Below are 12,943 nucleotides of genomic sequence, written 5' to 3'. Positions count from 1 at the left end.
CCATAACTGGCTGGCTTATGGCTGGCTGGCTTCTGATGGCAGGCAATCTTGCCTGGGGCCAGCCAGCGTCGGTGAGTGGGACGTTAGGTGCCGTTGGGTCTGACACCATGGCTGGCCTGGTGCTGCGCTGGGGAGAGGCCTTAAAGGCCCGCTTTCCAGATATTAACCTGCAATTTCAGGCCAGCGGCTCAGCCAGTGCGCCGACCGCCTTAGTGGCTGGCACAACCCGCCTAGGGCCGATGTCACGCCCAATGACCGAGACAGAACGCCAACAGTTTATTGTTCGCTATGGCTATCCACCGCTCGAACTTCGTGTTGCTCGAGATGCCTTAGTGGTGGTGGTGCATCGCCACAACCCTATTGACACGTTAACGCTCCAGCAAGTCGATGCAATTTTTTCAACCAGCCTTGCTTGCGGCGCTCCCCAGGCCATCCGGCGCTGGAGTACGCTTACTTCAACAACTGACTGGCCTTATGGTCGTATAGCTCTTCATGGTCGTAATTTGGCGTCGGGTACTCATGGCCTCTTTCAAGCGAGAGCCCTTTGCGATGGCGGGTTCCGCCTTGATATTAGCGAGCATCCAGGTTCGTCGGCGGTTGTTGCTGCGGTAGGCGAGTCTTTCAATGCAATGGGCTATGCCGGGTATAACCATTTAACGCCGATGGTGCGCGCACTGCGCTTGGTGGACGAACACGGAGATGCCGTTGCGCCCGATGAGCGCTCGATTCAACAAGGCAATTATCCCTTATCACGCGATCTCTATCTTTACGTTAATTTGCCACCCAACGAGTCACTGCCATCTGTAGAGCAAGCCTTTCTGGCACTTATTTTTTCCGAAGAGGGACAGCAAATTGTCAGAGCAGCGGGGTTTGTACCGCTTCCCAAGCACTTACGTGATGCCCAGCGCCAACACCCGTAAACTGTCACTTAACTGTCATAAATTAACGCTAGAGTAAGGAGACTCGACCATGCATGCTCATTTTTGTGATGGCTTTCGCTTTTCTATGATGTCGACATGACTCCTCCTCGGCTACCCTTTTCGCGTCAGCCGCTGCGCCACGTGCAAGACCGACTAGCCACGGGGCTTATCACTGCCGGTGGCATCGGTGTTTTGTTAGCAATTTTAGCGATCAGCGTTTTTCTTATATGGGAAACGCTACCGCTGCTCGCGATTGGCGACACATTCTCACTCGCCAAGCTCTCGCCGCTTGCCTGGGGCACCTTAAAAGCCGCGCTGGCTGCAATGCTTTTCGCGACACCCATCGCACTGGGTGCGGCAATGTATTCCGCGCTATTTATGTCAGCACGACTCCGCAGCCGTTTGAAGCCAACGCTTGAGTTGATGGAAGCAGTGCCTGGCGTTGTCATCGGTTTTATTGCCGGTTTATTACTCGCCCCCTGGGTGGAGCGACATCTGGCCAGTACGTTGATGATGATTATTTGGCTACCACTTAGCGCAGCACTTGCAGGCTATTTGTGGTATCGAACAGCCGCCAGCGTTCGCCAGCGACTGCCGCTTTCCTGGGCAGGCTTATGGTTCGTTCCGTGGCTGGCAGGCATGGCTGTATTAGCAATGTGGCTTGCTCCGATTATCGAACAACACTGGCTTGGCGGCGACCTGCGTCGTTTGCTGGATCAGCGCTACGGCCTTGATTACGCCACACGAAATGCATTGATAGTGGGTATTGCCATGGGGTTTGCAGTGATCCCCAGTATTTATTCACTCGCAGAAGATGCACTTGCCGATGTGCCGCCTACATTAATGGAAGGCGCTCAAGCGCTGGGGGCTAGTCGCTGGCAAGCACTTTGGAAAGTTGCTTTACCCACGGCAGGCCCCGGTGTCTTTTCAGCGGTGATGATCGGTGCTGGCCGCGCCGTTGGAGAAACCATGATTGTCTTAATGGCCAGCGGCAACACCGCGCTCTTTAGCGCCAGTCCTTTCGAGGGGCTTCGCTCGCTATCAGCCTCTATCGCCATTGAGCTTCCCGAAGCCTCACCGGGCGGGATGACTTATCACTTACTGATTCTGGCAGCACTGGCCTTGTTTATTTTTACCTTTATGGTGAACACGCTAGCTGAAATTGTCCGGCAGCACCTGCGCCGACGCTATCAACGCTTAGGGAGCACTCTCTAATGCATTGGCAGCGCGCTGGTTTTTCAAACGTTGGTTTTTCTAAAATAAGGCTTTCAAAAACCGGCAGCAGCGGGCTCTGGCCATGGCTCTGTGCTGCCTGTGTGGCGCTTTCATTATTAATGCTAGTTTCCTTATTAACGCTACTGGCAATCCGTGGGTTAGGGCATTTTTGGCCAGCATCGTTAGAGGAAGTTACCTTGAATTCAGGTGACATCGTGATTGGACAGCCTGTTCGTGAAACAGCGCTGCCCAACGGCGCAGGTACAGAACGGCTCTATTTCACAGGAAATCAAGAGGTTACGGGGAATAACTGGCAGTGGATCGCCATCGATGAGATCAGCCAGCAGAGCGAGCCAGCAGACCTTATCCGCGTAGCGCGCACCCCATGGGGCGATTTTATTGGCCGTTTAGTGGCTGTGGAGAGTGGCGAACTCCGGCTCACCCAACACGCTGCCTGGGCGTTTATTCACGAGGCGCTTACCTTACCTGTCAGCCAGCGCCCTCCCGGAATTTTATTGTTAGCTACCGCCGATGGCCGAACCCTTCGTCAGCCGCTGGCGAGTGTTACCCACTTTCAGTCACCGAATGCTATGTCCTGGGGGCAAAAAACCATCGCCTGGGGGCAGCGCATCTGGCAATTTCTGAGCGAGGGGCCGCGCGCCGCGAATACAGGCGGAGGCGTGTGGCCAGCCATTTTTGGCACCGTGTTAATGGTTATTTTGATGTCAGTGATCGTTACCCCGTTTGGGGTTCTCGCTGCTATTTACCTGAACGAAATCGCTCATCAAAATCGCTTAACCCGCTTAGTTCGCATTAGCGTACGCAACCTTGCGGGCGTGCCCTCAATTGTTTACGGCGTTTTTGGCCTCGGGGTATTTGTATACGGAATAGGCGGCTCTATCGACAGCTGGTTTTTTAGCGATAAGTTGCCCTCACCCACGTTTGGCACCGGTGGCCTCCTATGGGCATCGCTAACGCTCGCCTTACTCACCTTACCCGTGGTGATTGTCGCTACCGAAGAAGGGCTAGCACGCATACCCGATGCCCAGCGGGAAGGCGCCGTTGCACTGGGTGCCACACGCTTAGAAATGTTGACACGGGTGGTACTGCCCATGGCAACCCCCGCCATGCTAACGGGCGTGATTTTAGCCGTCGCCAGAGCCGCCGGCGAAGTGGCGCCGCTAATGCTGGTGGGAGTCGCCAAGCTAGCGCCGCAAATGCCTGTAGATGGTGAGTTTCCCTACCTTCATCTAGAGCGCAAGTTTATGCACCTCGGCTATCATTTATTTGATACAGCCTTTCACGGTGAAGATGTACAGGCCGCAATTCCGTTAGTTTTCGCAACCGCACTGCTGCTGGTGTTAATCGTACTTCTGCTTAACCTAACTGCCATATTTCTACGTCATTATCTAAGGCGTCAGCGAGGAAACGAATGTTAGCGTCTTTATCGTCCGAAAATGTGGCTCCAGCACCCGTGATGCGTTTTTCTGCCGAACAGTGCTGTCTGAGCATTGCACAATTTTACCTCGCTTATGCGGGAAAAACGGCGTTACACGACCTAACGCTAGATCTGCCGCGTCATCATGTAACAGCCTTTATTGGTCCTTCAGGCTGTGGAAAGTCGACGCTGCTACGCGCGATTAATCGACTGCATGACCTTAATGAATCAGTAACACACAGTGGCCATATTCAGCTTGAAGGCCAGGACATTCACGCCCCGGACATGAATGTTACCGAGTTGCGACGCCGCGTTGGGATGGTGTTTCAAACGCCCAACCCCTTCCCCATGTCGATTTATGAAAACGTAGCCTTTGGCCTGCGTTTACAGCAACGCTTACCTAAGCGCAAACGGGACGACATTATCGAGTGGGCGCTTACATCGGCAGCGCTATGGGATGAGGTTAAAGACCAGCTACACCGCTCGGCATGGCAACTTTCCGGAGGACAGCAGCAGCGCTTAGTGATTGCACGAACACTGGCAATTAAGCCGGATGTACTGCTGCTCGATGAGCCTGCTTCAGCGTTGGATCCAATTTCTACGCTCAAAATAGAAGAGTTAATCCGTAACCTAAAATCACAGCTAACGCTTGTGCTGGTTACCCACAATATGCAGCAAGCCGCGCGGGTTTCCGACTACACGGCTTTTTTGCAGCAGGGTGAACTCGTTGAGTACGGGCCAACGGATCAAGTGTTCACCAACCCGCGTTTACAACGCACCGAAAACTACATCACCGGCCGCATCACCTAGGCCCCAAAGACATCACGTCAGGAGTGCTCAATGGATATTACGAGCGATACCCACAGCCAGCATATCTCTCGCCAGTTCAATCAAGAGCTGGAAGAGCTCAAAACCCACCTGATGGCCATGGGTGGCCTGGTGGAAAAGCAGGTACAAGACGCCGTTTTTGCGTTACTAGAAGGCGATAGCCATCTTGCCGAAAAAGTCCGCGACAACGACCGTCAAGTGAATGACCTGCAGTTGCAAATTGACGACGAATGCACCCGCGTCTTGGCACGCCGCCAGCCAGCAGCGTCCGATTTACGCTTGGTTCTGGCGGTGATTCGCGCCACCTCCGACCTTGAGCGTATTGGCGATGAAGCTAGCAAGATTGCCCGTAACGCAATGCTATTAAGTGAAAGCAACGGTAATGTTCGTGGCCTAATAGAAGTGCGCCATATCAGCGAGCATGTACGTAAAATGCTGCGCGATGCCCTTACGGCCTTCGCTCGCTTCGATACGGAACTAGCGATGCAGGTCGTTCGCGAAGATGAGCTCGTTGACGACGAGTATGGTAGCGCAATGCGCTCGCTGATGACGTTTATGATGGAAGACTCGCGCTCGATTAGCTCCGTGCTTAGCATCATGTGGGTGCTGCGTGCACTGGAACGCGTGGGCGATCATGCCGATAACCTGGCAGAGTACGTCGTCTACTTGGTAAAAGGGCTAGATATTCGCCATAGCGATCCCGACACCATCGACCCGCAGGTACTTAAAAAATCTTGACCTAGCACGCGATTCCTCCTGCAATACGCCCAGATATCCCATCTGGGCGTTTTTATAAGGAGTAAGCATGTTGGATGCAATGACAGCGCTGAGTCGAGGCACTCGCTTGGTCTACCAGAAAGGCCTGCGGCGCTATATTTTCTTACCCATTCTGGTCAATATAATTGTTTATGTCAGCATGCTTAGTATCGTGGTCAACCGCTTTTCTGGCTGGTTGGACAGCGCCATGGCGATGGTGCCAAGCTGGCTAGAGTGGCTTTCATGGCTAATCTGGCCTCTGTTCTTTATCAGCCTGCTGCTGGTAATCTTTTTTACCTTCACTCTAGTCACCCATTTAATCGCCGCACCTTTCTATGGCTTTTTAGCGGCGAAGGTAGAACGTCAAGCGACAGGGCGTGAGCCATTAGATGACCGTGGGCTAGCCAAAACCGCCGTCGATGCCTTAGGCCGCGAGCTCGTCAAACTTGGCTATATTCTGCCCCGCATGGTGATACTGTTTATCATTAGCTGGATACCCGGCCTCAACCTGATAGCCCCCATTTTGTGGATCCTCTTTTCCGCGTGGATCATGGCCATTACCTACCTAGATTACCCAATGGATAACAACAAAGTAACGTTTAAGGATATGCGTACACGACTATCGCAACGGTGGTGGCCAAGTCTCACCTATGGCGGGTTGATTATGCTAGTGACCTGGATACCTCTGGCCAACCTGTTCTTGATTCCCGGTGCAGTGGCAGGCGCTGTATTAATGTGGGATGACCATTACCGTGGCACGCGCGATATCACGCCTCATCGCTAATGGCTTAATCGCTATAACGCTGACCCAACCTAGTTGTTACCTTGAGGTTGTTTGGCTTTCCCTATTACTATCAAGATTAAAAATACGCCTTGTTATAAAAATAAGGCTTCTACAAGGAATACGACTATGCTGGCCCGCGCACTCTGGTTGACGGCTCTCCTCACTGGTTCAATCTCTTTTGCGTCAGCCCACGACGTTCAAAGCGACCAGTTAAGGGTCGCTCATCCTTTTGCTACGCCCACCCCTCCTGGCGTGGTAAATGGTGCTGCCTACCTTGATATTACGGCCTATGCAGCGTCCGCTATCCTAGTTGGCGCACAGACACCTGTGAGCAAAAGTGTTGAGCTACATTATATGCAGATGGAAGGCGATATGATGAAAATGCGCCACGTCAGTGCCATCGAAATCGCTAAAGATGAAACGCTGACGATGCGCCCGGGTGGCGGCTATCACTTAATGCTAATGGGCTTGCACCAACCACTGGTAGAGGGTGACCGCTTTCCAATTACGCTCGAATTTGCCCAGCAAGACGACATTGAAATAGAGATTTGGGTACAAAGTGCCCTAGAAGGCAGTGCAGATGCCGATCGCCATCACCAGCATTAACTGAATCAACCAAGAATAGCCCTTAAACGCAAAAGCCCCGCTTAAGCGAGGCTTTTTACCAAACAAACTTTTTCATCACACACATTTAGCCCTAGCGCCGTTTACCAGCGTGTACTGCTACCCTCTTCACGGTTTAGTTCTTCGGCACGATAACCTTGACTATCTTTAGAGCTCTCATCGGCGTTACTGGCACGGCTTGAAGGGGAATATGTCAGAGTATTGTCATTATCATTGATCAAATCCTTAGCAGAATATGTCGCAGGACCCGATGTGTTACGAGACTGGGGCTGAATAATGTCTTGATTATCGGCACGCTCTTGGTTTAGCTCGATGGACGTTTGCGCAAACGCTAATGGACTTGCAAAAAACCCCAACGACAGCGCCACAGCTGCTGTATTTTTAACGAACAATTTCAATAACATAAAAACTCCCTGCTACATGGGGCGACTGACAATGCAATAGTAAAAGTATCTTTTTATCAGTCGCTAAACGTGTCATCTGATTAATTACATTTGACCCATTAACCGAAGGGCCGACTGTCTAATCTATTTAGTGACACTGATTACCTAGCACCTATTAAGAAACGTCAGGCGGCGTAACAATAACTATACTACATACAAAAAATTAGACCCCACCGAAGTGGGGTCTTGAGCACTCTTAATATCGCGGTACGTAACGCTAGCTTCCTATCCATTTGAGGGGCTCCAACCTTGGAATTAACCCTGACTAGCGTGTTGACCGTCGAAAGATTCAATCCTTGAATCTATCAGCATCCCTGCGGTTAGACATCCGTGCCTCTGAATAGCTCGTCCCTAAGCGTAAGGGCTCTAGTGCCTTTTGAAAAGATATGTAACCAAAGTTAATCTTACATGCCTTTATTTTCTTCAGGCAGCTCATCTGTGCTGTCGTAACCAGGCTCTGAATCATCAGAATTCGTTGAGTTAGGGTTCATGTCGCTGGCATTATCGCCTGCGTCATGGGTCAAATCTTGGCTGTCGTAGTTACCTGAACCCGTTGTACTTTCAGTTTGAGAATCGACGGGCTGCTCATCTGGGGAAATGTTGTTTGCTGGGTCTGCTGGCTCTTGAGCGAATACCGCAGGGCTAGCAACTAGACCGAACGCTACACTTAAAATACCAGCTTTCTTGAGTAGTTCCTTGGATATCATATTCCGTCTCCTAGATCGCTGTTAAATACTGCTTGAATGATAAGAAAGATTACCTTTCGGCTTACCACTTCCTATGTCTTCTCTCTTACCTATACTTTTGCAGATGCTGTGCCAGAAAAGCAAAAAAAAATTAAAATTATTAAAAAACAAGGATTTAACCAACAAAAGTAAATCAACAGAACGATTTTAAGTCTTTCAAATTAAGAGAAAAAAATGGTTAGAAATGGCACATGAGCATTATTTGACCATACTTGTATGACAGCATGACACACTTGTACAGCATCTGTATTCAAACAGCATTAAGCGAGGTGGGGCTCGCTTTCGACAACGCGGGATGACGGAAACACACAGCGAAAGAGAGCCCCTTCGCCAGGATGGGATTCAATTTGTAAAAAAGCATCATGTCTAAGCAACACATGTTTCACAATCGCCAACCCAAGGCCTGTACCACCGGTTGCCGTACTACGTCCTTTATCAACACGATAAAAGCGCTCAGTTAAGCGTGGAATATGTACAGGATCTATCCCCTCGCCGTCATCATCGACTTCAATGCAAGCACTGCCATTGGGTAGCGTTTTCCAGCGAAGCGTTATATGACTGCCTTGCGGGGTATACCGCACGGCATTAAAAGCAAGATTAGAAATAGCGCTATGCAGTTCCTGCTCGCTGGCAATTAACTGCGCATCACTCTCAAGCACGACTTGAACATTGTGCTGTTGATTAGAGAGGGCTAATGCATCGCGACGGACACTGTCGAGCATTGGCCCTAACGCCAGCGGATGATGATCCCCTCCTCCTTGATCAATTTCTAATCGCGAAAGCAAGAGCAAGTCGTTGACGAGGTTTTGCATGCGCTTAGTCTGCTCTTCCATCTGAGCAATACCTCGGCCCAATCGTGGTGGAAGTTGCTCTTTCAAATCACCGTAGGTTTCTAAATAACCTGTCAGTACTGTTAGCGGTGTGCGCAGTTCATGGGAAACATTGGCGACAAAGTCACGCCGCATCTGCTCTAAACGATGTAAGCGGGTAATATCTCGCGCCATTACCAAGCGTTCATCATCGCCATAAAGGGTAATTTGATATTGAAGGATACGCCGTTCATCGATAGGTGACGTTAAGGTCAGCGGCTCACCGTATTTACGCGCGTTGAAATAGCTGATAAATCGAGGATCACGAAGTAGGTTGGTGATGTGCTGGCCACGGTCGTGAGCCGTTTGCAGGCCCAGCATTTCTGTGGCGGCGCTGTTCCACCACTCCAGATCGCCGTGTCGGTCTAGCATGACAACACTGTCACGCATTGCCTCTGATGATTCCTGAATACGCGCTAAGGTGGCACGTAAGCGGTTCTGGGTAATTCGCTGGCTCTTTTGGTAGCGATACAGCCGATCAAAAAGCTCGCCCCACATGCCGCTAGCGGCAGGGGGTTCATCATGGGGATGAAGCGTTAGCCACTTGAATAGCGCGCGCAGTTGGCGCAGTTGATAAACTAAACAAATGGCAAGACCCGCAGCGAATCCAAGTCCTGGCAGACCCAGCAACCCCCCCAGACAAGCGCCTAGGGCAGCTAACCATGCAATCCGCCATAGTTCCCTGCTCCACAAGCGCACCGTTACACCCGCGCAGAAAAACGGTACCCAGTGCCTCTCACCGTTTGAATGAGACTCTGGTGAGCTTCACCTAAGGCTTTGCGTAAACGTCGGATATGAACATCTACCGTCCGCTCTTCAACATATACGTTACCGCCCCACACTTGGTCGAGCAGTTGACTACGGGTATAGGCACGTTCTTGATGGGTCATAAAAAACTGCAGTAAACGATACTCCGTCGGCCCCATTTCCAACGCCTTACCGTAAGCGCTTACGCGGTGGCTCACCGGGTCTAATAGCAAGCCATTAATTTCGATAGGGTCTTCCACACCACGAGGCGTTGTACGTCGCAATACCGCTTTTAGGCGCGCCACCAGTTCGCGGGGGGAGAAAGGCTTGGTAATGTAGTCATCCGCCCCGGCCTCAAGCCCCTGAATCTTATTATCTTCTTCACCTTTAGCGGTCAGCATAATAATCGGTACTTCGGCAGTGGCTTCTTCACGCTTTAAGCGCCTTGCAAGCTCAATACCACTCGTCCCCGGCATCATCCAGTCCAATAAGAGTAGATCTGGCTGGTGGTCAACCATCATCGTGTGGGCATCCTGGGCGTTATCCGCTTCAAGCACGCGATAGTCAGCCATTTCCAGCGCCACTGCGATCATCTCGCGGATAGACGCCTCATCATCGACAATCAAAACGGTCTTGGCGGTCATTCCAGGGCCTCACGGTGTTCAATGAAAACTAGTTCAAAAAATAGTTCAAAGACATGTCTATGACGATAACACCATGACTTGATGACAATTCTATGACATAGCGGGTATTTAGCCAGTTATTGGCCACCAACTGAGCGCAATACCTGCAAAAATTAGCAAGCCCGACCAGTGATTATTAAGAAATGCCTGGAAACAGCGGTCGCGCTCACAATCAACAATTAACCGCTGTTGATGGACAAACGTAGCGGCCATAGCGGCTAACCCAAGCCAGAAAAAGCTGCCTAAACCAACGCGCCATCCTACCCAGGCAAGCAGCCCAAGTGTTGCCACTTGTAGCACACCGATTATCAGACGGTCAGCGCTACCAAACAGGACCGCAGTAGATTTAATGCCAATTTTAAGATCATCGTCGCGGTCGACCATGGCGTATTGAGTATCGTAGGCAACCGTCCAAAGCACGTTCGCGCTAAACAACAACCACGCTTCAAACGGCACGTGGCCCAATACTGCACCAAATGCCATAGGGATCGCCCAAGAAAATGCAGCCCCCAACACCACTTGGGGAAAGTGGGTATAACGCTTCATGAACGGGTAGATAAACGCTAATACCACACCACCTATCGATAGCAGCACCGTAAACCAATTGGTCAACAACACTAAAATGAAAGCGGTAGCTACCAGCGCGATAAATAGCAGCTGTGCTTCGGTTTCACTAATGCGTCCGGTGGCTAACGGACGATGCTTAGTACGCTTCACATGACCATCGAAATGGCGATCCGCATAATCGTTGACCACACAACCCGCGGCACGCATAACGTATACGCCAGCAATAAAGATCAGCAGCACATTCCGCCCGGGCACGCCCTCTGACGCTATCCACAGTGCCCATAAGGTGGGCCACATCAATAGCCAAGTACCAATCGGGCGGTCCAACCGCATTAAATGTAAGAAATCTGCCACTCGGGCCCATCCCGTTGGCCGCAACACAGAACGGTCCATGCTTACCTCTCAAAAAGAAAACGCTAGCGATAGCCTAGCGCGAAGGCAGGCCAAGATCATCTGCCATGCTCGATAAAAAGTATTCCTGAACCAATAGCGACAGCCCACTGTGCTGAAACACTGAACGCCGCCCCCATACGCTACCTAAAAGAGAAGCGCATTGCTCGGCGACAAAGCGTGGCTGATGGCGGGTGGCATAGAGCGGCCCGCGCACCAAGTCAGGCTGACGAAACAACCAACTGCCTAATGAACGCTCGCCAAGCCCCTCTAACCCCTTGCCTTGTAATTGGCTGAGTGGCGCTACTGAGCGCGCAACCACCCAGGGCGTATCATCCAGACACAGCGCCACCTCTCTCAGCCACGCATAGCGGCGCGGCTCAATTCCCAGCGCTAGCGCCTCATCACGCCGGGGTAAGCCAATCGTTTGACGTAACAAGTGCACCCGAAACGCTTTTGCACCGCCCGCAACAGTTAGCCGCGTCGTCAAAGAATCCGTCGACGCCACCCACTGCCACCACGAAGCGCTCATCCCAGGACGAGCTGCAGCAACAGGGAGCCAGTGAGGAAATAGCTGGTAAGAACATGGTTGGTAAGAACATAACTGGTCAGAAAATAGGGAGGCTTGCCGAAAAGTAGGGGCGATCACCGGGGTCTCCAAGGCGGTCAATATTCAGAAAGCTAGTGTAACATGGTGCCCTTACAGGCTTTTGTTCTACCGACTTTTGGTGACTACATGCCCGCACACGAGACACCGCTCTCCTCCTCTTCGCGTTCAGCGCTGATTATTATTGGCACCGGCATGGCGGGGATTGGCCTTGCACGCGCCCTACGCCGACAAGGCGATACACGTGCCATTACCCTAATCAGTGCTGATAGTGGTGATGATTACAGTAAACCGCTGCTCTCTACGGGCTTTGCGAAACGCTTAACGCCAAGCCAACTCGCCCAACATGACGCCCGCGACGTCGCAGAAGCGCTAAATGCAGAGCTACTTACCCACACTCAGGTTGTCCAACTGCATGTGGATAAACAATGCGTAGAACTCAGTAATGGCCAGCAACTGCACTATGACGATCTCGTGCTAGCCACTGGCGCGGCGCCCCGTACGCCCTTCAGCGTGCCCGAAAGCGTCGCCAAGCGATGTTTTACAGTAAATGACTTAGACGAGTACCGCCGCTTTTATGCCGCGTTAGGGCCAACGCCTACACGTGTCGCCATTGTCGGCGCCGGTCTGGTGGGCTGTGAGTTCGCCAATGATCTTCATGCTGGTGGCCATTACGTCACCCTCATTGCCCCAGAAAGCACACCGCTGCAACGCCTGCTCCCCGAACCGCTGGGCCAGGCGCTGGCTAATGCATTCCAAGAAGCAGGCATCCAACTTGCGCTAGGGCATAACCTGCAAACGCTGGCGCTTGACGCAGATAACGCCCTCTCACTCTGCCTTGATAATGGCGACCGTTATGCCGCCGATATCGCGTTACTCGCCACCGGCTTAGCCCCGCGTACGCAGCTTGCAGAATCCGCCGGACTGGCGGTTACCCAACGCGGTATTGTGGTGGATCGCCAATTACGCACCTCTCAACCAAACATATTTGCCTTAGGGGATGTAGCTTGCGTTGAGGGAGTTAACGCTATGTACGTACAGCCCTTGCAAGCGAGCGTAAAAGCGTTGGCCTCAACACTCGCAGGAAACCCCACCAGCGTCAGCTTTGGCGCGTGGCCAGTCATTGTAAAAACGCCATTACTACCGTTGGTTGCCTACCCACCGGCAACGACCCCGGCGCAGTGGCGAATCGAGGGAGAAGGGAGTGAATTGACAGCAATTGCTGAAAATAAAGACGGACGTTTGATTGGATTTGCGTTGACAGGCAGCTGCGTGAGAAGGAAAGTGGAGCTTTCCAGAGTAGCACCCGCGCTGCTAGGCTGATTC

At 51.9% G+C, this 12,943-nt stretch carries 14 protein-coding genes; 8 read left to right on the top strand and 6 right to left on the bottom strand.

Features of this window, described 5'->3' with window-relative positions; translation table 11 throughout:
• Positions 1–17: 17 nt before the first annotated feature.
• From ELY33_RS10340 to ELY33_RS10310, 7 genes are all read left to right on the top strand, one after another.
• A complete protein-coding gene (locus ELY33_RS10340) occupies positions 18–920 on the top strand; it encodes a PstS family phosphate ABC transporter substrate-binding protein (RefSeq protein WP_126947703.1) in 903 nt (300 codons plus the stop codon).
• 96 nt (positions 921–1,016) lie between these two features.
• Positions 1,017–2,135, top strand: coding sequence for an ABC transporter permease subunit (locus ELY33_RS10335; RefSeq protein WP_126947700.1), 1,119 nt, complete (start codon positions 1,017–1,019; stop codon positions 2,133–2,135).
• A complete protein-coding gene (gene pstA, locus ELY33_RS10330; RefSeq protein ID WP_244208595.1) occupies positions 2,135–3,574 on the top strand; it encodes a phosphate ABC transporter permease PstA in 1,440 nt (479 codons plus the stop codon). Before ELY33_RS10335 ends, pstA begins: the two co-directional genes overlap by 1 nt.
• Positions 3,568–4,383: a phosphate ABC transporter ATP-binding protein PstB gene (gene pstB, locus ELY33_RS10325; RefSeq protein WP_126947697.1), complete on the top strand. Its 816-nt coding sequence runs from the start codon at positions 3,568–3,570 to the stop codon at positions 4,381–4,383. Before pstA ends, pstB begins: the two co-directional genes overlap by 7 nt.
• A gap of 30 nt (positions 4,384–4,413) precedes the next feature.
• A complete protein-coding gene (gene phoU, locus ELY33_RS10320) occupies positions 4,414–5,139 on the top strand; it encodes a phosphate signaling complex protein PhoU (protein ID WP_126947694.1) in 726 nt (241 codons plus the stop codon).
• Between the two features lie 67 nt (positions 5,140–5,206).
• Positions 5,207–5,941: a sulfate transporter CysZ gene (gene cysZ, locus ELY33_RS10315; RefSeq protein ID WP_126947691.1), complete on the top strand. Its 735-nt coding sequence runs from the start codon at positions 5,207–5,209 to the stop codon at positions 5,939–5,941.
• A gap of 126 nt (positions 5,942–6,067) precedes the next feature.
• Positions 6,068–6,547: a copper chaperone PCu(A)C gene (locus ELY33_RS10310; RefSeq protein WP_126947688.1), complete on the top strand. Its 480-nt coding sequence runs from the start codon at positions 6,068–6,070 to the stop codon at positions 6,545–6,547.
• A gap of 101 nt (positions 6,548–6,648) precedes the next feature.
• Here ELY33_RS10310 and ELY33_RS10305 read toward each other — a convergent pair whose 3' ends face one another.
• From ELY33_RS10305 to ELY33_RS10280, 6 genes are all read right to left on the bottom strand, one after another.
• Positions 6,649–6,969 (bottom strand): hypothetical protein, encoded by a 321-nt coding sequence (locus ELY33_RS10305; protein WP_126947685.1) that lies wholly within the window; start codon positions 6,967–6,969, stop codon positions 6,649–6,651.
• A gap of 443 nt (positions 6,970–7,412) precedes the next feature.
• A complete protein-coding gene (locus ELY33_RS10300) occupies positions 7,413–7,715 on the bottom strand; it encodes a hypothetical protein (protein ID WP_126947682.1) in 303 nt (100 codons plus the stop codon).
• A gap of 299 nt (positions 7,716–8,014) precedes the next feature.
• On the bottom strand, positions 8,015–9,322 hold the full coding sequence (phoR, locus tag ELY33_RS10295) for a phosphate regulon sensor histidine kinase PhoR (protein ID WP_126947679.1): 1,308 nt from the start codon (positions 9,320–9,322) through the stop codon (positions 8,015–8,017).
• Between the two features lie 2 nt (positions 9,323–9,324).
• Positions 9,325–10,014, bottom strand: coding sequence for a phosphate regulon transcriptional regulator PhoB (phoB, locus tag ELY33_RS10290; RefSeq protein WP_126947676.1), 690 nt, complete (start codon positions 10,012–10,014; stop codon positions 9,325–9,327).
• A 108-nt stretch (positions 10,015–10,122) separates the two neighbouring features.
• Positions 10,123–11,013, bottom strand: a complete 891-nt coding sequence (ubiA, locus tag ELY33_RS10285) for a 4-hydroxybenzoate octaprenyltransferase (RefSeq protein ID WP_126947673.1) — start codon at positions 11,011–11,013, stop codon at positions 10,123–10,125.
• A gap of 34 nt (positions 11,014–11,047) precedes the next feature.
• A complete protein-coding gene (locus ELY33_RS10280) occupies positions 11,048–11,659 on the bottom strand; it encodes a chorismate--pyruvate lyase family protein (RefSeq protein WP_340148113.1) in 612 nt (203 codons plus the stop codon).
• Positions 11,660–11,746: 87 nt separating this feature from the next.
• On the opposite strand from ELY33_RS10280, the gene ELY33_RS10275 reads away from it, so the two are divergent.
• Entirely contained in the window at positions 11,747–12,940 is a 1,194-nt protein-coding gene (locus ELY33_RS10275) for an NAD(P)/FAD-dependent oxidoreductase (RefSeq protein WP_126947667.1), read from the top strand.
• Positions 12,941–12,943 lie beyond the last annotated feature (3 nt).

The organism is Vreelandella andesensis (assembly GCF_003989795.1).
Classification (GTDB): Bacteria; Pseudomonadota; Gammaproteobacteria; order Pseudomonadales; family Halomonadaceae; genus Vreelandella; species Vreelandella andesensis.
Note: the sequence above shows the minus strand (reverse complement) of the source record. Positions and strands in the feature narration are given on the sequence as shown.